The organism is Pectobacterium peruviense (assembly GCF_002847345.1).
Lineage (GTDB): Bacteria > Pseudomonadota > Gammaproteobacteria > Enterobacterales > Enterobacteriaceae > Pectobacterium > Pectobacterium peruviense.
The window spans coordinates 134,564-159,958 of the sequence record NZ_LXFV01000013.1; the positions used below are offsets into that span (position 1 = coordinate 134,564).

The window sequence follows — 25,395 nt, forward strand, 5'->3', positions numbered from 1 at the left end:
GATTACAAACAACACACGAGGCGAACAGGCATTACCATAGCGCAAGCTGCCCGCCTGTGGTGCATTCAGACCACCCCAAGCGGCAGGTCGTGGGTTTCCAGATAACGTCGACACAGACGAACGCTGTGGCTCGCCCAGTCTGGCCCCAGACTCTGCGCCATCTCCGTTTCCGCATGCGACCCTACCCACGCGGTAAGCTGGATACGCCGTTGAATCAGCAACGTCGGCAACAACGCCAGTTCTTCATCACTGACGTGAGCCACACGTTCGTAGCCACATAGCCAGTTTTCAACCCATTCGGCTGCGCGTGGATGATGCTCCGCAAAGCTAATTGCCGCCGCCAGATCGTGCAGATACCACCCCATGCCGCAATCGTCAAAATCGATTACCCGCGTTTCACCGCGATGCAGAAGCAGATTGGTCAGGCGCAGATCGGCATGAATCAGCCCATAGCGGTGCGGCGCTTTACCAAACTCTGCCATTTCCGTCCCCATGCGATCGATAGCCTCCTCGACAATACCGTGTTCGCCACGTGATAGATTCGGCGCGTCACGCCAACTCCCCCAGTGACTCTGCCCGCTCACCATCGTGTGATGATCCCAGACAATACGCTGGAAACCGTCAGGCTTTTGCCACTGACGGCTATGCTGGTGCAGGTGAGCGGTAATCTCACCCAGTTGCCGGAATGCACGCGGATCAATGTTGGTGGTCGGCATCTCGCCATCAATCCAGTGGAACAGAACCGCGTAGCGACAGGAACCATCCGACAAACCCAGCGACTGCACCCGTTCCCCGCTCGCATCGCGTACTGCTTCTGGAACCACAATTCCCGTCTCACGCAGCGCGTCCAACCACAGCAGCTCACTTTCAATCTCCGATTTCTGGTGATAGTGGCTGCGATGTAGCCGCAATGCATAGCGTTTACCCGCTGACGTAACAAGAAACGTCGCATTTTCCGAGCGGCACAGCAGCCGCACTTCCCCTTGCAGCGCCGCCGGATAGCAGGCAAGCGCCCGGTGCGCCAGCGAGGTAATTTCCGCATTATTTAAGGTGTCATATTGCTTAGCACTCATGGTTTCCACTCCGACGCGAGTCAACGAGCGTTCAGCATGGCGTGTGTCGTACAGAGAAACTTGACGCACCAGAACCCATGTTTGACCCCAGATGGCGTAGGGGCGATACCCACCATAAAAGTTGACTTCAGCGCGCAGCATTCGATACGCCCGCGTCAAGTTTTCCACCGGAAAGCGTGGGCATTATCGCTACACAAGCCAACAGGGGTTGCCGTACTGGCCCCGAATAACCATGAGCAAACTGACGGGGATAATGTGATGACGAGCAAATTAAAGCCCACGCTGGGCGCCCTGCATTTGTGGGGTATCGCGGTAGGACTAGTAATTTCTGGTGAGTATTTTGGCTGGAGCTACGGCTGGGGCGTCGCGGGCACGTTAGGATTTTTGGTCACGACGCTGTTCATTGCCGCCATGTATACCTGTTTTATTTTTAGCTTTACCGAACTCACAACGGCGATCCCGCATGCCGGTGGCCCTTTTGCCTACAGCCGACTCGCGTTCGGCGATCTGGGTGGATTGATTGCCGGTATGGCCACGCTGATTGAATTTGTTTTCGCGCCGCCCGCTATTTCGATGGCGATTGGTGCATACCTGAACGTGCAATATCCCGAGCTGAATCCCAAATTCGCCGCTGTTGGCGCATACCTTATCTTCATGAGCCTGAACATTCTTGGCGTGAAGCTGGCGGCGATGTTTGAGCTGGTGGTTACGCTGCTCGCCGTCATGGAGCTTTTGGTGTTCATGGGCGTAGTCGCACCGGGTTTCAGCCTAAGCAATTTCGTGGCGCACGGCTGGGCGGGACAGAATGAGTTTTCGCCAAGTGCCATCTCCGGCATGTTTGCAGCAATACCATTCGCCATCTGGTTTTTCCTCGCTATCGAAGGCGCGGCAATGGCAGCCGAGGAGGCGAAGGATCCGAAACGCACGATCCCACGCGCCTATGTGAGCGGCATCCTTACGCTGGTGGTGCTGGCAATTGGCGTGATGGTGATGGCTGGTGGGGTAGGCGATTGGCGTCAGCTCTCCGACCTTAACGATCCCTTGCCACAGGCAATGAAGCTCATCGTTGGGGAAAACTCCAACTGGATGCACATGCTGGTGTGGATTGGCCTGTTCGGCCTGATCGCAAGCTTCCACGGCATTATTCTGGGCTACTCGCGCCAGTTCTTCGCCTTGGCGCGCGCGGGCTATCTCCCGCCGGGGCTTGCCAAGCTGTCCCGCTTCCACACGCCACACCGCGCGATTCTGGCTGGTGGTGCGATCGGGATTGCCGCCATCTTCTGCGACGGGATTAACCTACAAGGCATGAACCTGACAGCAGCGATGATTACCATGGCGGTTTTTGGTGCCATCGTCATGTACATCATGAGCATGTTAAGCCTGTTTCGCCTGCGCCGCAGCGCACCCAATATGGCACGCAGCTATCGCGCGCCCGGTTACCCTATCGTCCCCGCGTTCGCACTCGTCTGCGCCATCATCTGCCTGATTGCGATGCTCTGGTTCAACCCGGTGATCGGTGGGCTGTTCTGCACCTTTATGCTGCTCGGCTACCTCTATTTCCTGACCACCAAAGCACGACGGGAACATCTGCTTGAGCCGCTTGTCGCCGATGCCAACTAACGCTAAGGCGCACATTTTATAACGGGAGAGATTATGGCAACACGTTCAACCATCATGGATACCAACAGTTTCCGCGCCGAGCATGCCGACGCGCTGAGCGCGGATATCCGCACGCTGACCGATAAACGCAGCAAGATATTGGGCGAATCCTATCGGCTGTTTTACCGCAAACCCGTTCATCTGGTACGCGGTGAAGGGCAATACCTGTGGGATGCCGACGGCAAAAAATACCTCGATGTGTATAACAATGTCGCCAGCATCGGCCACTGTCACCCTGCGGTGATAGAAGCCGTGCACCAGCAGATGACGATGCTCAATACCCACACGCGCTATCTGCACGAACGTATTCTGGACTATTCGGAGCAGCTCCTCGCCACCACACCGGCGGCGATTAACCGGGCCATGTATATGTGCACCGGTTCAGAAGCCAACGATCTGGCGATCCGCGTAGCGCGCGCCTGGAGCGGCGGCACGGGCGTGATCGTAACGCGCGAGGCCTACCACGGCACCAGCGAGTTGACCTCAGGTGTATCACCAGCATTAGGCAGCGGTCAGCCACTGGCAGCGACGACCCGACTGGTACCACCGCCGGACGCCTATCGTGTTAATACGCCGGACTTGGGCGTGTGGTTTGCCAATGAAATCCAGAAACAGATCGACGATATGGCGGCTCACGGCATCAAATTCGCCGCGTTTCTCGCAGATTCCATTTTCTCTTCTGACGGCGTCCATCCCAACCCACGCGGTTTTTTACGTCCCGTGGTTGATGTCGTGCACCGCAACGGCGGTATTTTCATTGCTGATGAAGTTCAGCCCGGCTTCGCACGCACCGGCGACGCCTTTTGGGGTTTCGCACGACATGACGTGGTGCCAGATATCATCACCACCGGAAAACCGATGGGCAACGGCATCCCGGTTTCCGGGCTGCTGGCAAAAAGCGACGTGCTCGCCGCCTTCAGCGACCAGATCCCCTACTTCAACACGTTCGGTGGAAATCCGGTGGCAATGGCCGCAGCACAGGCGGTGCTAAAAGTGATCCACGATGAGCAACTTCAGGAACACAGCCGCGTAGTCGGCGCACAGCTGCTGGCGGAACTGACCACTCTGCAAGACAAATACGCCAGTGTAGGCAACGTGCGCGGTGCCGGGTTATTCATCGGGTTTGAGTTGGTGAGCGACAGAGAAAGTAAAACGCCGGATAAAACGCTGGCGCTAAATCTGACGGAAGCGCTACGCGACCGTGGTGTTCTGACATCCGTCGCAGGCCCTTATGGCAACGTGCTTAAATTGCGCCCGCCGCTGGCGTTCCAAACTCAGGACATTGACTGGTTGGTCGGCGCGCTGGATGACTGTCTGGGGGCACTAACCCACGACTGATTTTGCTTTCATTCACATCAGATTGCTTTAACACCACCGCAATGAACGGGCAAACTCAGGAGCCTACCGAAATAAGCTCCTGAAGCCCCTTATCAATACCCTATCGCTGCCCCCGCTGGGCGGCGGATATCATTTGCACCGTACAGGTAACCTTCACGGACTTTGCCAGATACCGCCGAGTCATTGCCTGAATCCGCTGGCGTCACGCCCACCGCACCCGGTAAGCCAACAAGAATCAGCTCCGCTGCGCCCCAAGGAGTCTGCTCGACCATCTTGTAGCCGCGCTGCTTCAGCAGGTTCAGTGTATCGGCAGAGAGCCCGCGCTGTTCGTAATACACCTCATCCGGTAACCACTGGTGATGGATACGTGGCGCATCTACCGCTTCCTGCGGTGCCATGCCGTGGTCGATAATATTCAGCGCCGTTTGCAACGTGATGGTGATAATGCGTGAACCACCAGGCGAGCCGAGCACCATGAAGACTTTGCCGTCTTTCGTCACCAGTGACGGGCTCATGGACGAAAGTGGGCGCTTACCGGGGGCGATCGAATTCCGTTCCCCTTGCACCAATCCATACAGGTTTTTCTCGCCAACTTTAACGGTAAAGTCATCCATTTCGTTATTGAGGAAGAAACCCGTACCCGGCGCAATCACTACCGAACCAAAACGCCCGTTAACGGTATAAGTCGTGGACGCCGCGTTGCCCTGATTATCCACGATGGAATAGTGCGTCGTTTCTGGTCGCTCGTGCGGGCCAACTCCCGGCTGTACGTTTTTGGACGGCGTCGCGTTCTCCGGTTCGATTTGCTTGCGTATTTCGGCAGCGTAATCCTTACTCAACAGGCGCTCGACCGGATTACTGACAAACGCTGGATCGCCGAGGTACGTGTTGCGGTCCATGTAAGCGTGACGCATCGCTTCCGTCAGCACATGAATGGTGGCTGCCGAGTTAAAGCCCGTCGATTTAATGTCGTAACCTTCGACAATATTGAGAATTTCACACATCGTGACGCCCCCAGAGCTGGGCGGCGGTGAAGAGACAAACTGATAACCGCGATAGTTACAGGTTACCGGTGCCGTTTCGGTAATGCGATAATCGGCAAAATCAGCCGCGGTCAGAATGCCGCCGCCCTGCTTCGCCGCCTTCTCCACTGCCTGCGGGATCGTGCCTCTGTAAAAAGCGTCTGGCCCTTTAGCAGAAATCGCCGCCAACGTATTCGCCAGATCGGTTTGCACCAGCTTATCGCCGGGCTGCAACGGGCTGCCGTCAGGACGCAGGAAAATACGCGCCGCTTCAGGATCGGCTTTGAAGCGTTTGATGGTGGTGTCCAGAATATCGGTATCCGCACGCGTGAGTTCAAAACCTTCACGCGCCAGTTTAATCGCTGGCGCCATCACCTGTTCACGCGTCAATTTGCCATATTTTTGCAACGCAGTATCCAGCCCCAACACCGTTCCCGGTACGCCAGCGGCCAGATAGCCGTACAGGCTCGCGTCTTTTTTCACGCTCCCATCCGCGTTCAGATACATGTTGGCACTGGCTGCCGCGGGTGCGGTTTCACGGAAGTTAATAAAGGTGTCTTTCCCATCGGCCAGATGCAGCGTCATAAACCCGCCGCCGCCGATATTGCCACAACAGGGATTCACCACCGCCTGTGCATAACCCACGGCCACGGCGGCATCAATCGCATTGCCGCCCATTTTCATGATATCGACGCCAATCTGCGAAGCCAGATACTGCGAGCTGACCACCATGCCGTTTTTTGCTTCCACCGCAGGAGCAGACGCCGCCTGCACGGTTCCACTCACCAGCAGCGCCGTCACGCTCAGTGACAACAGCCATTTTCCCGATGTTGTGTTTTTTATTTTCATGAAGACCCCTTTATCCCGTTGATTTTACTGACTGCTTTATCTCTATCCTTTTGCAAAGCTAACTTGCAAAGTCCGCGCCAACAAACGGCAGCGGTTTAACAGACTCGCTAACGGCAGTAAAAAGCGTAGGAAAGGCATGAGAAATTGCGAGCATGTCGTGCCACCTTTGCGACACGGCACGATCAATACGCACCGTCATAAAGCAACGTGACAAAAAACCGCCCCGCAGAAGGAAGGGGGTAAAGATGCGGGGCGGCGGAGAATCAATCCTTACGGGGATCGCTAATCGGTTGGCGAACCAGGAAGATGTAGGCCAGAGCACCCAATACCGTCACACAGCCACAGATGATCAGAGCCAGACGGAAAGAATTCGTGGTGTCCACAATAAAACCGGTCACGATCGGGGCAAACGATGCACAAATGAAGCTGGCAAAGTTTTGGATACTGCCAACCGATGCCGTCATACGCGACGCAACGGCAACATGGATCAGCCCCCAGCATGATGTTCCAGCAAAGTGAATGCAGAACAGCGCCATACTAATCAGTGACACCGCTTCTATTGAGGTTGTCGCCTGTGGTACCACAAAAGTAAAAGCCGCAGAGCACAACATACCGGCAATGATGCAGATTTTACGGCTCTTGATCGGTTCCATTCCCCTTTTCACCAGCCAGTCCGTGACATAGCCGTTCACCAGCATCCCCGCGGCACCAAACAGGAAAGGAATCGCGGCCATCAGACCCGTGCTTTTTAAATCCAGGTTATAAGCCGTTTGCAGATAACCGGGCAGCCAGGCTAGATACAACCATGCGGTATAGTTGATGCCGCTAAAGCCCAGCATCATGCCCCACATCGTGCGGTTACGGAACAGACTACGCCATTCAATAAAACTCAGCGGATCGCGACGAGCGTTTACACTGCCTGCGTTCAGGTAAGTCTGCTCATCAGCGGTGAGTTCGATCTGCTCACGGTTGCGGTACAACATATACCAGCCGATAGCGAGGAAAATGCCAAATAGGCCGATGGTAATGAACATACCGCGCCAGCCCATGACCAACATCATCGCAGCCAGAATGGGTGGGCTCATCGCAACACCAATAGTTGAAGCCGCATTAAAGAACCCCATCGGGCGGCCACGTTCTTTGATGTTAAACCAGTCGTTTATCACCTTCACACCACATGGGTTCATCGGTGCTTCGCCAATCCCCATGCCAATACGAACCAGTACAAATTGAGTAAAGCTGTGCACCATGCCAGACAGCGCCTGAAACAGTGACCAGAAAAACATCCCAAGGCCCAGCATAATGCGCGGGCCTTTACGATCCAGCAACGGGCCACAAGGGAGCTGTGCAATCCCATAGGCAAGAGAGAAAACGGAGAGCAATGCCCCGATTTCTGTCGCACTCAGCCCCAATTCCTGACGAATAGTTAAGTTAGCCACTGAAAGAGAACTGCGGTCGAGATAATTAATCACCGCAGCAAAAAATAGAAGAATCATTGCCGTGGTTTGAATACGTTTAATTCGACTACTGCGTTGAACTATTCCTTCTGGCGGTGCTGAAGAACGGGTATCAAACGAAGAACGCGGGTCTAGCGTTATATTATTTTTTTCCACGCCTGGCTCCTGGACATTATAATTTTATCTTTACTCGACGTAGGGTTGAGTAAAGTGGCTTTAAATGAAAAGCAATGAAATACGTAATCACTACTCACGAGTTTTTATTACTAAAGTCGACTTCTCGTGAGCATAGATAAGAGATATTTCTCAGGCGTTTTTATTTTGATAAAACCGTGCTCCTGATAATGGTTTACGGTTTTTAATTGGTTTTTAATGGTCAGTACGAACAGTCTGGTTAATTGAGCGAATCATCGATTGTTTAGCTGAATTCAAATGGTTACGAAGTGCCAACGTGGCATCCAGATCGCTTCGGCAGATCAACGCACTCAGGATGGTCATATGCTCGTCAATCGCGATGATGTTGCGCTGTTTGAGATCGCTTTCATCCCACTGATAGTGGAAGTGAAATATCACGGAGATAATTTCAAGAGACTGATCGAAAAAGACATTTTCGGCAGCAGAAAGTAAAAGCGCATGAAAGTTACGGTCGAGCTGCGAGAACATACGAAAACTGTTACCAATGCTGTCACGTAACATGCGGTGGCGTTCCAGCAAAGTTTTAGCCTGTAGCCAGCGGGGGTCGTCATCCGGCAGATTGAGGAAGTGTTGCAGAGCATGCGTCTCCAACATTTCCCGCAATTCAAACAGCTGTTCTGCGTAGGCCTGATCGAACTCTTTCATGCTCCACTGCCCACGTTTTTCGTTCTGAATCAGGTTGTAACGCCCAAATTTCAAAAGATACTCACGCACTACCACTGGGCTAACACCGGCGTCACGCGCGAGTTGTAGCTCTGAGAATGTCTCACCCACGCGGAGCTGACGCTGGTTGATCATGGTGAAAAACGCCTGCTCGAAAATGCGGTTTTGCTCATCCATCGGCGCGGTAATACAGGTGAATCCATCGTCGTGGTCGGGTTTTCGGGCGATCACATAATCGCTGCTAACCTGCGTAAGCACGCCGCAATCGCGCAGATGAACCAGAATATGGCGTACCGTTGTGCGGCTGATGTTATACATCTCTGCCAGCGCATTTTGCGACGGCAGAGGCGATGGAATATGACCGCGTGCCATATCATCGATAATCTGATTAATGACATTGTGACGTAAATTTTGCGAACGGCTCATGAGAGATCTCCTTTTTGCACACATTAAAAACCGATTTAAAACATTTTTATGAGTCCGCATTCACAATTTACACCTCCTGTTTCTCATCAATATTTTTTTTCATCAATATCTGAAAAAACAAAAAACAGGAGAGAATAATCATGTCAACAATGAATACATTAATTTGCCAGGAACCGAAAAAATTCGTCTGGAAGAAACGTGAAATACCTATTCCGGGTGAGAGTGAAACATTAATTAAAATTAAGTCTGTAGGTATTTGTGGAACAGATATTCATGCCTGGGGAGGGAACCAACCTTTTTTCAGCTATCCACGCGTATTAGGTCACGAAATATGTGGTGAAGTTGTCGATAACGGAAAAAATGTAGATCTCTTTAAAAAAGGCCAGCAGGTTGCCGTCATTCCCTATGTAGCCTGTCAGCAATGCCCAGCCTGTAAGAGCGGTCGAACCAACTGCTGCGAGAAAATTTCAGTGATTGGTGTACATCAGGACGGCGGATTCAGCGAGTATCTGGCGGTTCCCGCCACAAACTTACTGCTCGCAGAAGGGATCGATCCACAAGCGGCAGCATTAATCGAGCCATACGCCATTAGCGCACACGCCGTTCGTCGGGCAAAGGTGTTACAGGGTGAACAGGTTCTGGTCGTCGGTGCCGGACCGATTGGCCTCGGCGCGGCAGCCATCGCCAAAGCAGAGGGGGCTCACGTGGTTGTCGCCGATACCAGCGCTGCCCGCCGTGAACACGTTATTGCCCACCTGGGTTTATCGGTAGTCGATCCTTCTGCCGAGGATTTTGAGGCACAGCTACGCGCCGAATTTGGCGGTTCACTGGCAGAAAAAGTGATTGATGCCACGGGCAATCAGCATGCGATGAACAACACCATTAACCTGATCCGCCACGGCGGTAGCATCGTGTTTGTCGGTCTGTTTAAAGGCGATTTACAGTTCTCCGACCCTGAATTCCATAAGAAAGAAACCACGATGATGGGCAGCCGTAACGCCACACCGGAAGACTTCGCCAAAGTAGGCCGCCTGATGTCTGAAGGTAAACTCACCGCAGAAATGATGCTGACGCACCGTTACCCCTTTGCAACATTGGCTGACATCTATGAAAAGGATGTCATTAACAACCGTGAGCTGATCAAAGGCGTCATCACATTCTGATGAGGGAATAATCATGAAAACATTGAATCGGAAAGACTTTCCCGGTGCATGTTATCCAACAACAGTGATTCAATTTGGTGAAGGTAACTTCCTACGCGCCTTTGTGGACTGGCAGTTGGATGTGCTGAATGAGAAGACCGATCTCCAGACGGGCGTAACGATTGTACGCCCGATTGACACGGATTTTCCGCCTTCGCTCAATACGCAAGATGGGCTTTACACCACGGTCATTCGCGGACTTAACGAACAGGGTGAGGCCGTTAGCGAGGCGCGCCTGATCCGCTCGGTCAATAACGAGATTAACCCGTATCAGCATTTTGCCGATTACCTGGCACTGGCCCATAACGCCGCCATTCGTTTTGTTTTTTCAAACACCACGGAAGCGGGCATCAGCTATCATGCTGGCGACAGCGTCAACGATACGCCACCCGTCAGTTTTCCTGCCAAGCTGACACGCCTGCTGCTAGAACGCTTTACGCATTTTAACGGTGAGAACGATAAAGGCTGGGTCATCATTCCCTGCGAACTGATCGACTATAACGGAGGGGCGCTCAAAGCCTTGGTTCTGCGCTATGCTCAGGAATGGCAACTCTCACTGGCGTTTATCGACTGGATTGAGACGGCAAATACCTTCTGTTCCACGCTCGTGGACAGAATCGTAACGGGATACCCACGTGAAGAATCGTCAGCGCTGGAAGAGAAACTGGGCTATCACGATGCCTTTCTGGATACCGCCGAGCATTTTTACCTCTTTGTGATTCAAGGCCCCGACTGGCTGGCGGATGAGTTGAAACTTGCGGAATGCCCGCTGAATATCCGTATTGTTGACGACATCAGGCCGTATAAAGAACGTAAAGTGGCGATTCTGAACGGTGCGCACACCGCTCTGGTTCCGGTTGCCTGGCTCTGCGGGCTGGAAACGGTCGGTGAAGCCATGCAGGATGCCGATGTGCGTCGCTTTGTAGAAAATACGCTACATCAAGAGATCATCCCGGTGCTGGATTTACCGGCCAATGAGCTGCGTGAATTTGCCGATGCCGTCACCGGACGTTTTCAGAACCCCTACATTCGCCATCAGTTGCTCTCCATCGCACTCAATGGCATGACCAAATTCCGCACACGTATTCTGCCGCAGTTGCTAGCAGGCCACCGCAACGGGCGCTTCCCGGCACGGTTGACGTTTGCTCTGGCCGCACTGATTGCCTTCTACCGTGGAAAACGAGCAGGCGAAACCTACCCTTTACAGGATGATGAGCAGTGGCTCACCCGCTACCGCCAACGATGGCCTCGCGTGGGGATCGATCTGACCGTGCATGAATTGGTCAACGAGGTACTCGCAGATACCGCACACTGGGGGGAGGATCTCACTCAGCGGTCAGGTTTAGTGGAGCAGGTGGCCGTCAATCTGGACAATATTTTGGCGCAAGGGATGCGTCAGGCGGTGAAAGCACTGGAATAATGATGATCGACAGCGCCCGACGGGCGCTGTTTTCCCTTGCCAGATAATACAGATCCAAATTGTTCGACTGCGTCGCTACGACTGCCGTGCAGGTCGCCATGCACGCAAACGTGCGCCAAACACATTCACCAACAGGCCGACCATAATTAGCAACGCGCCGACAATCTGTAATAGCGAGAGAGATTCATCAAGGAATACCGCGGCGCTGATCAACCCGACCACTGGTACCAGCAGCGACAAGGGTGCCACGCGCCAGGTTTCATAGCGTGCCAGCAGGCTTCCCCAAATCCCATAGCCAATGATCGTTGCCGCAAACGCCAGATACATCAGAGATAAGATCGTCGGCAGTTGGATGGTCGTTAAACTATGGACAATCACGTCCTTGCCTTCAAACAGCCAGGAACTGATGAAAAACGGCAGGACAGGCACCAGTGCGCCCCACACTACCAAAGACATAATGCGTACATCACTGTTTTTGCTCATGATAATCTTATTGGTGATGTTACCCACCGCCCATGACAACGCCGCCGCTAACGTCAGTAGCAGCGTAGTCGTGGTCATACCGGATGACATTTGCAGCGCCGTGCGCCCTTCTGCCAGCACCACCATCCCTATCGCCGCCACCAGAATGCCGACGACATGATTCCAACGCAGCTTTTCCGACAGCAATACCGCGCCAACCAGCAACGTAAAGAAGGCCTGAGCCTGCAACACCAACGATGCAATCCCGGCAGGCATGCCTAACTTGATGGCGAGAAACAAGAAGCCAAACTGACCAAAGCTAATTGTCATGCCATAAGCCAACAGCCATTTCAGAGGAATACGTGGGAAAGGAACAAATAAAATAGCCGGAAGCGCCACCAGCGAAAAACGCAGCCCTGCCAGTAAAAAAGGCGGCATATCGTTTAGCCCGACTTTAATCACGACAAAATTCACACCCCATAACACCACGACACAAAGCGCGAGCAGCGCATCTTTCAACGACATCCTCATCCCCTGATCAAATACGTAACAAATACCTTCCTCAAGGTACGCGTAAAATGAAAAAACGAATAAGAAAAGATAATTATGACGTTACGTGATGATGACTAGGCGTGAGCATAATATGAGATGGCCGACCACCACATCAGTGGTCGGCATAGATGGCGGTTACTCGACGGCGATCGGTTTTTCCGTCAGCGTGGTTTTGTTGTCTCCCTGAATGGCTTTTACTTTCTGTTCCGTTTTTTGTACCGCATCCGCGCTACTCAACAGGCTGTACGTCAGCTCAAACGTGGTGCTCTGACCGGGCTGTAGCTTTTTGACTCGCCCTTGCTCACGTTCAATCGTAACGGGATAGGCGTAGTTGGTGCCGGGTTCGATCCCAGTCACGTAGCCTTGTTTTTCCGTATCCGTATTTTTCCACAGCGTCAGCAGCGGCAGTTGGTGGGTATCAAAGGCAATCGACACGCCCTTATCTCCCGCTTTGTTTACCAGCGCCGCCAGCGTTTTGCCTTGTGCATCGGTATACGGCGTAATGTTGAACACCATCTCATCAAAGTCTTTTGTCGGCCCTTTGTAGGTTTGCCAGGTTGCCAGACCCGTTTTGGCGTGATCATTAAACGGAGAAATCTCTTTTACGGGTGCGAGGAAACGCGCACCGTCTTCCAGAATCGGCGTGCCGAAATTGCTGTGGTAGATAATCTGATAATCGCGCGGGTAGTCGGCTTTATTGGTCAGCACATCATGCACAGTAAACGACTCGCTGCCGGGGACGTAACGCAGCTCGGTCCAGGTTTCTAGATTCGACTTCTTAAAGCTGTTTTCCTTCAGCAGACCCCGTACCGTAATGGTATACGGCGCGTTATCGCTGACTTCCACCACCACTTTTGAGGCAGGCGTGTTACCCGCACGACCGTGCAGGGTGTAGATCATGCCATCGCTGACGACCGGATGCCCCGTCCATTCAAAGCCGCAGCGCACCATCATCTCATTGAAACCTTCCAGCCAGCCCAGTCCATTACGGCTTTCCAGATTGATGGTATTCGGATTGACGACCTCATCAACCGGAGAATCCCACCCCAAACGGATGTTTTTACCTGCAGCATGCAGTAAGTTCATCCCTCGCGTCGGGCTGAGAGCAATTTTCAGTCCATCCTGACTGGTAATCGTAATCACTTTACTGCCTTCCTGACGTCCAGCGTGCAGGACTTTTTGCTCAATGCTGAAGTGCTGATTCTTGATCTTCAGAGTATCACTGCTGATTTGCCAGTTTCCCTTTTCCACACTGCTTTCAGCATCTGTCAGCACAAACGTCTGTGCTGATAATTGCCATGATGTCAGTGCCAGCGTAATGCCCATAGCCAGTAATTTTTTCATGTTAACCATCCCTTTTTGCTGAATTGTTTTAGCCAATGCGAGCTAAAGACTACAAATCAGCGGATGGTCAGAATGTGATAGCTATCACCAGATGGAAAAATTCAGCATTGATGCGTTATTTATCTGACTAACCTCACTAATCACCTGTAAATAGAAACAATTTTTGCATCATTATTGAGATATCAATCGGAAAAAGCTGACATCGTTTCAGCAAAATAAAGCATGCTACCTAAACGCATTTTTCCAGTAACGAGAACATCAGCATTTCACACTAAAATATTAACAACTAGCAGGATAAAAAATTACCGGATTGTTTTTTGACCACATTGCACCCTATTAGCGCAAGCGCTATGGTTGCCGCTAACCTGTGTACGACCACTGATAAATAAACTATGAAATTTTCTCTTTTCGGCAAGAAATTCACGCGCCACGCTGGCATCACTCAGTTAATGGACGATCTGAACGAAGGGCTGCGTACGCCAGGCGCAATCATGCTGGGGGGCGGCAATCCGGCACATATTCCAGAGATGGATAGCTACTTCAAAAAACTCTGTCAGGAGATGCTGGAACAAGGGAAATTAACGGAAGCGCTATGCAACTACGACGGCCCGCAAGGCAAGGATACGCTGCTTAATGCGCTGGCCGAGCTACTGAGTAATGAATTAGGTTGGCAGATTGGACCACAGAACATTGCGCTGACAAATGGCAGCCAGAGTGCGTTTTTCTACTTATTTAATCTGTTTGCTGGTCGCCATAGCGATGGCAGCCTGAAAAAGGTGCTGTTTCCGCTGGCGCCAGAATATATCGGCTATTCAGATTCTGGACTGGACGAAGACATGTTCGTTTCCGTTCGTCCGCAAATCGAACTGTTGCCCGAAGGGCAATTTAAATATCACGTCGATTTCGATCATCTATCGATTACCGATGATATCGGGCTAGTCTGCGTATCACGCCCAACCAATCCGACCGGTAACGTGCTAACCGACGACGAGCTGATGCGTCTGGATATTCTGGCGCAGCAGCACAATATCCCTCTGCTGATTGATAACGCCTATGGCGTGCCTTTCCCCGGCATCATCTTCAGTGATGCCACACCGCTGTGGAACCCGAATATCATCCTATGCATGAGCTTGTCCAAGCTGGGGTTGCCCGGATCGCGCTGCGGTATCGTGATTGCGGATGAAAAGGTGATTTCGGCGATCGGCAACATGAACGGCATCATTAGCCTGTCTCCAGGTGCAATCGGACCCGCGCTGGCGCATGAGATGATTCAGCGCGGCGATCTGCTGCGCTTATCTAGCGACGTTGTACGACCTTTCTATCAGCAGCGCGTGACAGAAACTATCGCCATTATTCGCCGCTATCTGTCACCCGAGCAGTGCCTGATTCACAAACCAGAAGGTGCCATCTTCCTGTGGCTGTGGTTTAAGGATCTGCCCATCACGACAGAAATCCTGTACCAGCGCCTGAAAAAACGCGGTGTCCTCATGGTTCCGGGTCACTATTTCTTCCCCGGTCTGGAGCAGGAATGGCCGCACGCTCATCAATGCATGCGCATGAATTATGTGCCGGAGCCGGACAAAATCGAACGCGGAATTGCGATTCTGGCAGAAGAAGTTGAAAAGGCGATGCAGGAAGGCTAATTCACCTGCGGCAGATCGTCATTACGCTGAATACGGCTGGGGCAAAGGAATATCTGCCCCACTATTCTTGTTTTGCCACCCGCTTTCGACATACCAAGGTCAAGCGTTCTCCTTCTTTATTATTTACTCTGCCGATTCTTGCCATCCCATTCTTATCGACCACAACATCAGGTTGCTAACGATTAATTCCCATAATTATTTTTTGCATTTTTAATCGGTAATAACATTAATTTATTTCTGATCAATAGTTAATCCATTCCAAAGAGACAGCCATCTCACGTCATTAACTCAAACTTTCAGAATAAATACGCATCCTGAGCAACTTCTTGCTCACTTTCTGGTGTAAATCACTTTTTACGCAATGTTTGCAAACGATTCGCGAAGTCTGCGCAATTTCTTGCTCAAATTTTGCTTAGGAAAAATTTGAATTAGGTAAATTTATATATAAAACAAACACATAAAATCTGGCATATGAATTGCTATGTAAACGACGAAGTTACTAATCCCGTTCAACAACTCATTCCGTTTAACAACAAGGAGCAAGACTATGCCAACTCCATGCTATATCAGCATCGAAGGTAAAACTCAGGGCAACATCACCGCGGGTGCGTTCACATCTGATTCTGTCGGCAACATCTATGTGGAAGGCCACGAAGACGAAATGCTGGTGCAGGAATTCAAACACATCGTCACCGTACCGACCGACCCGCAGTCTGGCCAACCATCCGGCCAACGCGTGCACAAGCCGTTCAAATTTACTGTCGCGCTGAACAAAGCCGTTCCGCTGATGTACAACGCCCTGGCGTCTGGCGAAATGCTGCCAACCGTGACGCTGAAGTGGTACCGCACGTCGGTTGAAGGTAAACAAGAGCACTTCTTCTCTACCGTTCTGACCGATGCCACCATCGTTGACGTTAACTGCCAGATGCCACACTGCCAGGATCCAGCGAAGCTGGACTACACCCAACTGATCGAAGTGTCACTGGCCTACCGCAAAATTGACTGGGAACACACCGTTGCCGGTACGTCCGGTTCTGATGACTGGCGTGCACCAGTCGAAGCGTAATTCCTATTTAACCCGGGCTTGCCCGGGTTTTCTGTATTGAGCCATGGCTCACGCCATGTCTGAGTGTGGATGACAGCATCAGGAGGACGGATGGCAAACAGTACAGGATTACAATTCACCGTTCAGGTCGGGGCATTGCCTGCATCGACTTTTGCCGTGGTGGATTTTCAGCTCAGCGAGGCGCTCAACCAGCCGTTTGCCCTGTCGCTGAATTTGGCCAGCCCCTTACCGGGGATCGATTTTGGTGGTGTTCTCGACCAACCCTGTGAACTTCTGGTGTGGTACGAGGGCGAATTCCAAAGACGAGTGAGCGGTATTGTCAGCGCGTTCGCACAGGGCGACACCGGCTTTCGCCGCACGCGCTATCAGGCAGAAGTCCGTCCCGCCTTGTGGCGTCTCGGGCTACGTACCAACGCCCGTATCTTTCAGGCACAAAAACCGGAAGCGATTATCGGCGCACTGCTGGAAGAAGCGGGCATCACCGACTACGCCTTTGCGTTGCGTAATGAGCACGCGGCGCGTGAATACTGCGTGCAGTATCGGGAAAGCGATTTAGCCTTTATCACCCGGCTGGCTGCCGAGGAAGGCCTGTACTTCTTCCATGAGTTTGAGGAAGGCAAACACCGGCTTGTCTTTGCCGACGATGCGGGTGCACTGGCCAAAGGCTCAGAGCTGTTTTTCAACCTTGCCACACAGGGGTTGAGCGAAGGGGCGTACGTAAACCGCTTCCGCTATGCCGAGGCGGTGCGAGCTGCCGAGGTAGCCCTCAAAGATTACAGCTTTAAAACCCCAGCCTACGGCCTGCTGCACAGCAAGATGAGTGGCGAGCTGGAGCACCAGCGCGAAAGCTATCAGCACTTCGATTACCCCGGCCGCTTTAAACAAGATCCGAGCGGCAAAGCCTTTACCGGCTATCGTCTGGACGCCCTGCGGGCGGGAGCAATGACCGGCTCGGGCGAATCTAATGCCGCAGAGCTGATGCCGGGCAGCAGTTTTACCTTAACCGAACACCCCAATCTGACGCTCAATATCGCCTGGCAGCTAGTTGCCATCACCCACAGCGGACAACAACCTCAGGCGCTGGAAGAAGAAAGCGGCGGCGAACCGACGACCTACAGCAACAGCTTTGAGGTTATCAGTGCCAAAAGCACCTGGCGTGCGGATTTACCGTACAAGCCAATGGTAGACGGCCCGCAGATTGCCACTGTAGTTGGCCCCGCAGGCGAAGAAATCTACTGCGATGAATATGGTCGGGTGAAGCTGCAATTTCCATGGGATCGCTACGGCGCGAGCGATGATCAGAGTTCCTGCTGGGTACGCGTCAGTCAGGGCTGGGCAGGTGGTCAGTACGGCCTGATCGCCATCCCGCGCATCGGCCATGAAGTCATCGTCAGCTTCCTCGAAGGCGACCCAGACCAGCCTATCGTGACGGGCAGAACCTTCCATGCCACTAATCCATCACCCTACCCGCTGCCGGCGAATAAAACACGCACCTCGCTGCGCACCTCGACTCACAAGGGCGATGGTTTTAACGAATTGCGCTTTGAAGATCAGGCTGGTCAGGAGGAAGTGTTTATTCATGCCCAGAAGGACATGAATACCGTCGTGCTCAACAACCGCAGCACATCGGTGAATGTGGATCACAACGAAAACATTGGCCGCGATCAAACTGTGGTGGTGCAGAAGAATCAGACGGTCTCCGTCATTGCCGATCAGGTTACCGAGATCCAGGGGGAGCAAACGGTTGTGGTGAAGAAAAACCGTAGCACCGTCGTGGAAGACAACGAAACGTTGAGGGTGACGAACAATATTTTTATCCATGCCGAAGATGGCAGCATTCAGATTGGTACGGGTGCTGGCTATATCTCAATCAAGCACAGCGGGGATATTGAGATTGTCGGAAATAACCTAACGCTGAACGGCACCCGTATCGATTTGAATTAAGGATGAATATGTATCAGATGAATGAAGGGACGCTGGCTATCCCCGCCGATTGGCGCGATGAATCACTCCATGTTTTCGTTCTGCCGGGGGATGCCATCAATCTGGTTGTCAACCGTACCCCGATTGATTTCGGTCTGACGGCAGAGACGGTTTATCAGCAGACGTTGGCCCAGTTTGCGGCACACCTGAAAGGATATGAAGAGCGCAGCGTGTGGACATTGACGCTGGATGAGCAACCTGCACACGGTCTGGAGTATACCTGGCGGTCACCGGAAGGACCGATGCATCAGGTTGTCGTGATGCAAGTGCGCAGTGAGTTATTGATGACGTTTACCGTAACCGTAGCGGGCGAGCTCAGTACAGAGCAGAAGACGGCGATGCTGGCGGTGGTTGAGACCTTTAAAGCCACCTCCTGAAAGGAGTCATAATGCTGAGTGATATTCTGAACCGTGTTGCCCGCGTCGGTGCTATGCATGCAGGCAAAGGCCCAACACCGCCAGCCGCTCGACCTCAACCTGGCCAGGGAAAAGCGCCGACATCACCGGGCAAGACCATCAAGCACAAAAGCTTTCTCGGTGCGTTGGCGGGAGCCATCGCGGGTGCCGTCGTCGCGGCCGTAGTATTTGCCGCCGCAGCGGCAGTAGCGGGGGCGATTGCCGTGGCCGTTGTCGGGACGGGCGGCATGGGGGCTGCACTGGTTGTGGGGGCAGTCAAACTGGCGGTTGGGTTTGGTGCCGTCAGTCTGCTGGGGGGGCTGATTAGCAGCGTCTCCAGCAAAGTTTCCGCCATGGTAGACAGCGGGGCTCCGCCGTTTGGGCCCGTCACCTCTGGCTCAGGGACTGTGTTTGCAGAGAAGCAAAAGATTTCACGCGCCGAAGTCGACACGGTCGCCTGTACCAAGCACAACTCGCCGCAGTTGATTGCACAGGGCAGTGAGACCGTTTACGTCAACGGTTCTCCGGCAGCGCGTATTGACGATAAAACCGTCTGTGGCGCCACCATCAAAGAAGGAGCATCTACCGTCTTTTTTGGTTCCGGTCAGCAAACCTGTCTGGAGATCAGTGACGAATTCAGCTGGTGGGAAAAAGCGATACTGATAGCAGTGGAGTTTCTGGTTCCCCCCAGCAGAGGCATGTTCAAAGGGCTGGGCAAGCTGTTTACGCGCGGGCCAACTGCGGTGCTCAAAGGCATTCGCATGGGGGCGTTAAGAACAGCCGTTGGGCTACGGAGAGCGGTTCGATGTGCCAGCAAAGGATTTAAAAACAGCAAAGGGTTAGCACGCATGAGGGAAGCCACCCGGGGCTTTCTGAAAGATCCGGTCTACATTCCCAGCGGGGATGTGATCGAAATGCGTCAGGATATTGAACTGGGGCAGACACTTCCCCTGATTTTTGAGCGTACTTATCGCTCTGCCGCCAGCCATACCGGGCTACTGGGACGCGGCTGGTATGACACCTGGAGCGAAACGGCACAGGTCAGCCGCGACGGCCTGAATACCCATGTCGTCATCACGCTGGCGCAGGGATATGACATCGATTTCACCTTCCATCAGGATGTGCAGTCGGTATTTTGTCCGCTCTATCCGGCTTTTACTCTACACCGACGGGCAAAGGGCTTTAGCCTATGGGATCGTGACAGCCTCACCTGGCGCGAATTCGATGTGCCTCATGGCGATCGACTACTCCTGTCTTCTATACATGACCCACACGACAACCGTATTACCCTGATCCGCGATCCAAAAGGCTATCTACGCAAAATACGCCACAGTGACGATATCGAGTTGCTGCTGGTGTGGCGAGGCGAGTACCTGCATCAGATACAGCGTATTGATTCCGCACAGAAAACCCTGCTGGCTGAATACCGACAGGACGAACAGGGTCGGTTGATCGAAGCCGATGCCGCCCATGCCTATCATCTGTTCTACGACTACGACAACGAAAATCGGCTCACGCGCTGGCATGACAACGATCAGACCTGGGCGCGTTATGAATATGATCATCACGGCCGCTGCGTTTATACCACCTGTGCCGACGGCTATCTGACGGCGCATTTTGACTATCTTGACGATCGCGTAGTGATGACTGACGGATTAGGTCAGCGCAGCGAATTTGGTTTCAACGCACTGTCGCTGATGAGTTGGGAAAAATCTCCGTTAGGACACGTCACCCGCTACGACTACGACGACCACGGCAATCTGCTGCGTGAAATTTCCCCGGCAGGCCGGGTGGCTGAATTCACTTATCTGGACGATAGCGGTCTGGTAAGCGCCTTCACCGATGGCAGCGGCCATACCTGGGCCTATGACTATGACGAGGCACAGCGATTATGTGGCATCACCGATCCGCTGGGGCGTATCTGGCAATGGGCATTCGACGATGCGGGTAACCCAGAGAAACTCACGGGGCCGGATACCCGTGAAGTGCGGTTCACCTGGAATCGCCATGGCCTGCTGACGCAGGTGAGCGATCAGGCGGGAGAGGTTCAGGCGCGGCTGCGTTACGATCATCGCCAACGGTTGTTGAGTGCCAGCGATGCGCTGGGGCGCACCCAGCAGCTACGCTATGACCAACAGGACAGAGTGGTGCAGTGGCAACGGCCTGACGGGGCGCAATATCGTCTGGGATACCGCCGTGCAAGCTGGACGCTGCCGGAGCAGTTGATACGCCCCGATGAGAAAGAAGAAAAACGTCAGTACGACAAGCATAACAACCTGCTGAGCTATGTGGACGGCAACAGCGCGCTGTGGCGTCAGAGTTACGGTCCCTTTGACCTGCTCACCTCGCGCACGGATGCGCAAGAGCGCACCTGGCGTTACGAGTACGACAAAGAGAGCCAGCAGCTAGTCGCCGTTATCGCTCCAGATGGTAGCCGCTGGCAGTGGTGGCTGGATGCCGATGCGCGGGTCATCCGCGAGCAGGATATGGCGGGGACCGACACCCACTACACCTATGACGAAGATGGTCAATGCATTGCCATCCGTAATGGCGAAGGTGAAACCCGACACTTCCTGTATGACGGACGCGGGCTGCTCATCAAAGAAACGGCGCCGGACGATACCCTGCACTACCGCTATGACGCCGCAGGCAGGCTGACCGAGGTCACCTCCTCTACCAGTCATGTCCAACTGGACTATGACCTCCGTGACCGGGTGGTGCGGGAATGGCTGAACGGCACCCTGATTACCCGACAGTTTGATGATGCCGCACGCAGCGTGACGCGAACCCTGGCCTGGGAAGGCGAGAGCGATGATGCGCTGGTCAGTACCTTCAGCTACAGCGCGGCGGGTGAACTGCAACAGGTGCAGTTGCCGGACGGCGCGGAGCTCACCCTTGCCCATGATGCCGCAGGGCGGGAATCTTCACGTTCCGGCGGAGCATTTGTACAGCACCGGGAATATGACGTGATGGGCTGGCTGACACGCGAGATGAGTGGTCAGCAGCAGGACGGACGTCTCCATGCCACACAGACAAGGGAATACCTGTACGACGGCGCGGGTAATCTGGCTGGCGTTCGCCACAACCGTGAAACGCAGGGCTACCGTCTGGATGCCACCGGACGCGTGCTGTCCGTTCTGAGCGGGGGCGCAGGACGTACGGTGGACACCGAGGAAGCCTACCGCTATACCCGTAACGGTCTGCCGCAGGATACCGCCCGACTCACCGAGTGGCAGGCGGGCAGGCTGACTCAGCACGACGATACTCACTATCAGTACGATAAAGCCGGGCGGCTGGTACGCAAGCAGGTGGTTCAGCCGGGTTACCGCCCGCAGGTCTGGCACTACCGCTGGGACAGCCGTAACCAGCTCCGGGTTGTCGACACCCCGACGGGCGAGCGCTGGTTCTACCGCTATGACCCATTCGGACGGCGCACGGGCAAACGCTGTGAGCAGACGCAGGACGATATCCGTTACCTGTGGGACGGCGACCAAATCGCCGAAGTGAAGCATTATCGCAACGGCGAACAGATTGCCCGCCGCCACTGGGTACACAACGGCTGGGAGCTGCTGGTCCAGCAGCGGCAGAATACTGACGGACGCTGGGAAACCGATTTTGTCACCAGCAGCCAGAACGGCGAGCCGCAGGCTCTGTACCGACCCGACGGCACTCTGCGCTGGCAGGCACCGAAAAGCACCCTCTGGGGCCAACGACCAGGCTCCACGGAAGACTCTGCCGACCCGGGACTTGCCTTTGCCGGACAGTACCGTGACACCGAAAGCGGGCTATGTTATAACCGTTTTCGGTACTATGACCCGAACGGTGGTTGCTACGTATCACCTGACCCTATAGGGGTGCTGGGTGGGGAGAGTAATTATGGGTATGTGCCGAATCCCAATGAATTAATAGACCCATTGGGGTTAGCTGGATGTAGTAAGTACTTAAAAGGGTGGGGAAGAGGAAAAGCAGGATTTGAGAACTTCTGGAATAACTCGACACAGAAGCAATTCATGGACGCATGGAGTAATCCAAAGTTTAAAGAAAATATCATGGATCGACTTCGTAAAACTGGTGGTTCAAAAGGCGGGGGTTTCCATGAATGGTTACCTGTATCTCAAGCTGACAAATTTAAACAAATGGGTGTGTCGTTTAACGACTATATGAAGTGGAGAACACCGACTGGCCAAGTCAAATTCTTGGACGATCTTGGTGTTATGGGGACGCATACTCTACCGCATAGCGGTGGTGTTACGACCCAGTCGTCATTAGCCCACAGTGAGCTTATTAAAATTGCTGGTAAAGCCACGGATATAAATAGTTATCTAAATGCTGTGAGAAAATGGTCTAGTAAACGGCTTCCATTTGGTCCATTTGATCTTCCATTTTAATTATAGGTTTTGAGATAATGAGTAAGGAAAAATACGCTATTTGGTATTCTGTTTCGACGAATTATGAAGCTATCATGGATAACTTTGCTATCAATGATAATGACTGTAAATTTGAAAGAGATTTTCATTTAAAAAACAGACTCATAGACTACGACCATGCAATTATTATATGGTATGGAAAAGAACAAGGAGAACTAGGTAACTTATCTAGAAAAAAAAATGTAAATCTTGAAGAGGGATTTGATTTTATAACATCTAAAGTATCTCTCCTTTTGGAGAAGAAAAATGTTGATAAGATAAGCTATCTTTTTGCTTTGCCTGATTTTGAATATGAAGGTAAAGTAAAATCTAATGATACACTTCGCTTCGGTGGTCATGTAACTTGTGAACGGCCAAATAGTAGTTGGCTTGACGAAATACTGAGCGATATGTAAGAGCATTCATAGCCGGAAGATCCTCTTTGGATCTTCCAAATGCTCGGTGTAATAAAATGAAAAAATATATTTTCCACACAAGATGATATTAGTGTATTGAAGAAACTCATCATATACAATAAATTTTATTGCAATGATTCCTAGTCACTGAAATATGCAGGAAGCTACGCTATCAATTCATTCATCGATAAAATAGTCGAAGATTATTATCTTGGTTAGCATGATAAAAAGCTATAGGGGAAATATTATTAAAAGAATAAAATGAAAATCATTAAAGTTAAATAATTAATTAAATATCACTAAAGAAATATATTTATCCACTCTCATCAGAGTAGAATTTAAAAATAAACCTTAATTAAGTTAATACTCTTTTCAACATGGCGATTAAATTAATATCGAAAACGATCTCAACGACCCTTCCGGCTATTTTATTTTCACCATCAGCTAAATATTAATCTCGGGCTCATACGTTCAATCGTCACCATTATCGCCATCTCGGTCATAAGCCCCGACTCTTTCAGCAAGCGGCCTTTAACAACGGGTTGAGCTGTCATTATACGAGGCATATCCCAAGGCATATTTTGATACCACAACCACTAATGTAATCAATTCAACCCACTGATATTATAAGAAACTACAAATTAGCTATGTCATAGCAGGCGGTAGCCTGCCTGCCAAAACACAACCAGCGGCAATACCCAAGCCGGGCGGTTGGTGCGCAGACAGGCGGCTGGCTATGCTATAACCGTTTTCGGTACTATGACCCGAACGGTGGTTGCTACGTCTCGCCTGACCCTATAGGGGTGCTGGGTGGGAAGAATAATTACGGATACGTACATAACCCGATGGACTGGGTTGATCCGTTTGGGTTGGCTGGGTGCTCTGTACTTGATGATATTATAAAAGATGCAAATAAAGTGGCTTCAACGGGTGGTGGTATTACATCAAAACAGGCTCAAATATTGCGAAATAATCTTCCAGTCATTCAGCGGCGTACTGTTTTCCAAAACCAAATGGCTAGAAAAGAGTTTGTAAAAAACCAAGACTATTTAATGAGACAATGGGAGGCTAATATGGGAATGTCATGGCCAAAAGGAGCCACACTACATCATATAATTCCGTTGGAAAGTGGTGGTGAAAATAAATGGTGGAATTTAATGCCAACAAATGGAACATTGCCGAACCATTCACTTCCCGGAATACCCGGCCCTCATGCTGCCGGAGGAACGCTTCGCACAACAATTCACCAAGGGCGCAAAGCTTTACCCCCTGGAACGATAACCGATTTAAGGCTGCCATATGGTTGACATAACTGAAGAGATAAAAAAAATAGAAGCTGCTAACTTTTTCTCTCTCATGGGGGTTAACAACCTCCATGAAGGAGATGTGGTACTCATTGAAAATGTAAGAAAAGTATTCATTGAACCATCAGATGCTGATTTTAAAGGGCTCTATAAAAAAACAGAATGGCTTCCAACCTCACCCACTCAAGATGATCCATTTTATAAAAAGCAAGTTAACCCCAAAGACCTTATTGAATTGCGCAAAGAGATAAATAAATATGTAATAACTGCGACAAGAGAGCTTAATAAAGATAATTTTATATCTTCTCCTCACGATTTTAGTGTTGCAGCAAGAAATGCAATTTGTTTTGCGTTTAGGCAACTTATTACAGAGAGATTTTTTTCTCTTGGAAATCGGTGGGAAAGGATTACTGATATTTATTACTCAGGTCATTGGCCTGTAGGTTTTACAAAAGAAAGATATATAGTTATTTAAACAATACGCCGGAAGCGATCCCAACGATCCTTCCGGCTTTATTTT

17 protein-coding genes and 1 pseudogene are annotated in these 25,395 nt (G+C 51.9%); 12 read left to right on the forward strand and 6 right to left on the reverse strand.

All coding sequences use genetic code 11. From position 1 onward, the window contains the following. Positions 1–65: 65 nt before the first annotated feature. Positions 66–1,073 (reverse strand): phosphotransferase enzyme family protein, encoded by a 1,008-nt coding sequence (locus tag A0G03_RS11740; protein ID WP_048263410.1) that lies wholly within the window; start codon positions 1,071–1,073, stop codon positions 66–68. A 258-nt stretch (positions 1,074–1,331) separates the two neighbouring features. Here A0G03_RS11740 and eat point away from each other — a divergent pair, with 258 nt between their 5' ends. Both eat and A0G03_RS11750 read left to right on the forward strand, forming a co-directional pair. Beyond that, the gene (gene eat / locus A0G03_RS11745) at positions 1,332–2,693 is read left to right on the forward strand and encodes an ethanolamine permease (protein WP_048263209.1); all 1,362 of its coding nucleotides are present in this window, start codon (positions 1,332–1,334) and stop codon (positions 2,691–2,693) included. A 33-nt stretch (positions 2,694–2,726) separates the two neighbouring features. Continuing rightward, positions 2,727–4,070 (forward strand): aspartate aminotransferase family protein, encoded by a 1,344-nt coding sequence (locus A0G03_RS11750; protein WP_039294360.1) that lies wholly within the window; start codon positions 2,727–2,729, stop codon positions 4,068–4,070. A 92-nt stretch (positions 4,071–4,162) separates the two neighbouring features. On the opposite strand, the gene ggt is transcribed toward A0G03_RS11750, so the two are convergent. From ggt to A0G03_RS11765, 3 genes are all read right to left on the reverse strand, one after another. Beyond that, complete coding sequence (ggt, locus tag A0G03_RS11755) at positions 4,163–5,941, reverse strand: gamma-glutamyltransferase (protein ID WP_039294363.1); 1,779 nt, start codon at positions 5,939–5,941, stop codon at positions 4,163–4,165. Positions 5,942–6,204: 263 nt separating this feature from the next. Then, positions 6,205–7,554, reverse strand: coding sequence for an MFS transporter (locus A0G03_RS11760; RefSeq protein WP_039294366.1), 1,350 nt, complete (start codon positions 7,552–7,554; stop codon positions 6,205–6,207). Positions 7,555–7,767: 213 nt separating this feature from the next. After that, positions 7,768–8,682: a GntR family transcriptional regulator gene (locus A0G03_RS11765; RefSeq protein WP_048263211.1), complete on the reverse strand. Its 915-nt coding sequence runs from the start codon at positions 8,680–8,682 to the stop codon at positions 7,768–7,770. A gap of 140 nt (positions 8,683–8,822) precedes the next feature. Between A0G03_RS11765 and A0G03_RS11770 the strand changes: the two genes are divergently transcribed. Next, positions 8,823–9,845 (forward strand): zinc-binding alcohol dehydrogenase family protein, encoded by a 1,023-nt coding sequence (locus tag A0G03_RS11770; RefSeq protein ID WP_048263213.1) that lies wholly within the window; start codon positions 8,823–8,825, stop codon positions 9,843–9,845. A gap of 13 nt (positions 9,846–9,858) precedes the next feature. Further along, the gene (locus tag A0G03_RS11775) at positions 9,859–11,304 is read left to right on the forward strand and encodes a tagaturonate reductase (RefSeq protein ID WP_048263215.1); all 1,446 of its coding nucleotides are present in this window, start codon (positions 9,859–9,861) and stop codon (positions 11,302–11,304) included. 75 nt (positions 11,305–11,379) lie between these two features. Here A0G03_RS11775 and A0G03_RS11780 read toward each other — a convergent pair whose 3' ends face one another. Both A0G03_RS11780 and A0G03_RS11785 read right to left on the reverse strand, forming a co-directional pair. Further along, on the reverse strand, positions 11,380–12,291 hold the full coding sequence (locus A0G03_RS11780; RefSeq protein WP_048263217.1) for an EamA family transporter: 912 nt from the start codon (positions 12,289–12,291) through the stop codon (positions 11,380–11,382). A gap of 162 nt (positions 12,292–12,453) precedes the next feature. Then, complete coding sequence (locus A0G03_RS11785; protein ID WP_048263218.1) at positions 12,454–13,662, reverse strand: aldose 1-epimerase family protein; 1,209 nt, start codon at positions 13,660–13,662, stop codon at positions 12,454–12,456. Positions 13,663–14,054: 392 nt separating this feature from the next. Here A0G03_RS11785 and A0G03_RS11790 point away from each other — a divergent pair, with 392 nt between their 5' ends. From A0G03_RS11790 to A0G03_RS11825, 8 genes and pseudogenes are all read left to right on the forward strand, one after another. After that, the gene (locus A0G03_RS11790) at positions 14,055–15,305 is read left to right on the forward strand and encodes a valine--pyruvate transaminase (RefSeq protein ID WP_048263220.1); all 1,251 of its coding nucleotides are present in this window, start codon (positions 14,055–14,057) and stop codon (positions 15,303–15,305) included. Between the two features lie 547 nt (positions 15,306–15,852). Beyond that, complete coding sequence (locus tag A0G03_RS11795; RefSeq protein WP_012822145.1) at positions 15,853–16,371, forward strand: Hcp family type VI secretion system effector; 519 nt, start codon at positions 15,853–15,855, stop codon at positions 16,369–16,371. Positions 16,372–16,461: 90 nt separating this feature from the next. Further along, positions 16,462–18,315: a type VI secretion system Vgr family protein gene (locus A0G03_RS11800; RefSeq protein ID WP_048263222.1), complete on the forward strand. Its 1,854-nt coding sequence runs from the start codon at positions 16,462–16,464 to the stop codon at positions 18,313–18,315. An 8-nt stretch (positions 18,316–18,323) separates the two neighbouring features. Beyond that, complete coding sequence (locus A0G03_RS11805; protein ID WP_048263412.1) at positions 18,324–18,731, forward strand: DUF1795 domain-containing protein; 408 nt, start codon at positions 18,324–18,326, stop codon at positions 18,729–18,731. A gap of 11 nt (positions 18,732–18,742) precedes the next feature. After that, complete coding sequence (locus A0G03_RS11810) at positions 18,743–23,137, forward strand: RHS repeat-associated core domain-containing protein (RefSeq protein WP_101749509.1); 4,395 nt, start codon at positions 18,743–18,745, stop codon at positions 23,135–23,137. A gap of 17 nt (positions 23,138–23,154) precedes the next feature. After that, positions 23,155–23,571 carry a hypothetical protein gene (locus A0G03_RS11815; protein WP_048263223.1) on the forward strand — a complete coding sequence of 139 codons (417 nt, stop codon included), beginning with the start codon at positions 23,155–23,157 and terminating at the stop codon, positions 23,569–23,571. Between the two features lie 734 nt (positions 23,572–24,305). Further along, a pseudogene (locus A0G03_RS22115) lies at positions 24,306–24,455 on the forward strand (RHS repeat-associated core domain-containing protein); the annotation flags it as partial. Positions 24,456–24,870: 415 nt separating this feature from the next. Next, the gene (locus A0G03_RS11825; RefSeq protein ID WP_048263227.1) at positions 24,871–25,350 is read left to right on the forward strand and encodes a hypothetical protein; all 480 of its coding nucleotides are present in this window, start codon (positions 24,871–24,873) and stop codon (positions 25,348–25,350) included. Positions 25,351–25,395 lie beyond the last annotated feature (45 nt).

What these genes read in the sequence shown, in the direction of transcription:
- A0G03_RS11775 (WP_048263215.1), top strand. Translation starts at nt 9,859, where the DNA reads ATGAAAACATTGAATCGGAAAGACTTTCCCGGTGCATGTTATCCAACA.
- A0G03_RS11790 (WP_048263220.1), top strand. Translation starts at nt 14,055, where the DNA reads ATGAAATTTTCTCTTTTCGGCAAGAAATTCACGCGCCACGCTGGCATC.
- A0G03_RS11805 (WP_048263412.1), top strand. Translation starts at nt 18,324, where the DNA reads ATGTATCAGATGAATGAAGGGACGCTGGCTATCCCCGCCGATTGGCGC.
- A0G03_RS11785 (WP_048263218.1), bottom strand. Translation starts at nt 13,662, where the DNA reads ATGAAAAAATTACTGGCTATGGGCATTACGCTGGCACTGACATCATGG.
- ggt (WP_039294363.1), bottom strand. Translation starts at nt 5,941, where the DNA reads ATGAAAATAAAAAACACAACATCGGGAAAATGGCTGTTGTCACTGAGC.
- A0G03_RS11800 (WP_048263222.1), top strand. Translation starts at nt 16,462, where the DNA reads ATGGCAAACAGTACAGGATTACAATTCACCGTTCAGGTCGGGGCATTG.
- A0G03_RS11770 (WP_048263213.1), top strand. Translation starts at nt 8,823, where the DNA reads ATGTCAACAATGAATACATTAATTTGCCAGGAACCGAAAAAATTCGTC.
- A0G03_RS11765 (WP_048263211.1), bottom strand. Translation starts at nt 8,682, where the DNA reads ATGAGCCGTTCGCAAAATTTACGTCACAATGTCATTAATCAGATTATC.
- A0G03_RS11750 (WP_039294360.1), top strand. Translation starts at nt 2,727, where the DNA reads ATGGCAACACGTTCAACCATCATGGATACCAACAGTTTCCGCGCCGAG.
- A0G03_RS11810 (WP_101749509.1), top strand. Translation starts at nt 18,743, where the DNA reads ATGCTGAGTGATATTCTGAACCGTGTTGCCCGCGTCGGTGCTATGCAT.
- eat (WP_048263209.1), top strand. Translation starts at nt 1,332, where the DNA reads ATGACGAGCAAATTAAAGCCCACGCTGGGCGCCCTGCATTTGTGGGGT.
- A0G03_RS11825 (WP_048263227.1), top strand. Translation starts at nt 24,871, where the DNA reads ATGGTTGACATAACTGAAGAGATAAAAAAAATAGAAGCTGCTAACTTT.
- A0G03_RS11740 (WP_048263410.1), bottom strand. Translation starts at nt 1,073, where the DNA reads ATGAGTGCTAAGCAATATGACACCTTAAATAATGCGGAAATTACCTCG.
- A0G03_RS11795 (WP_012822145.1), top strand. Translation starts at nt 15,853, where the DNA reads ATGCCAACTCCATGCTATATCAGCATCGAAGGTAAAACTCAGGGCAAC.
- A0G03_RS11815 (WP_048263223.1), top strand. Translation starts at nt 23,155, where the DNA reads ATGAGTAAGGAAAAATACGCTATTTGGTATTCTGTTTCGACGAATTAT.
- A0G03_RS11780 (WP_048263217.1), bottom strand. Translation starts at nt 12,291, where the DNA reads ATGTCGTTGAAAGATGCGCTGCTCGCGCTTTGTGTCGTGGTGTTATGG.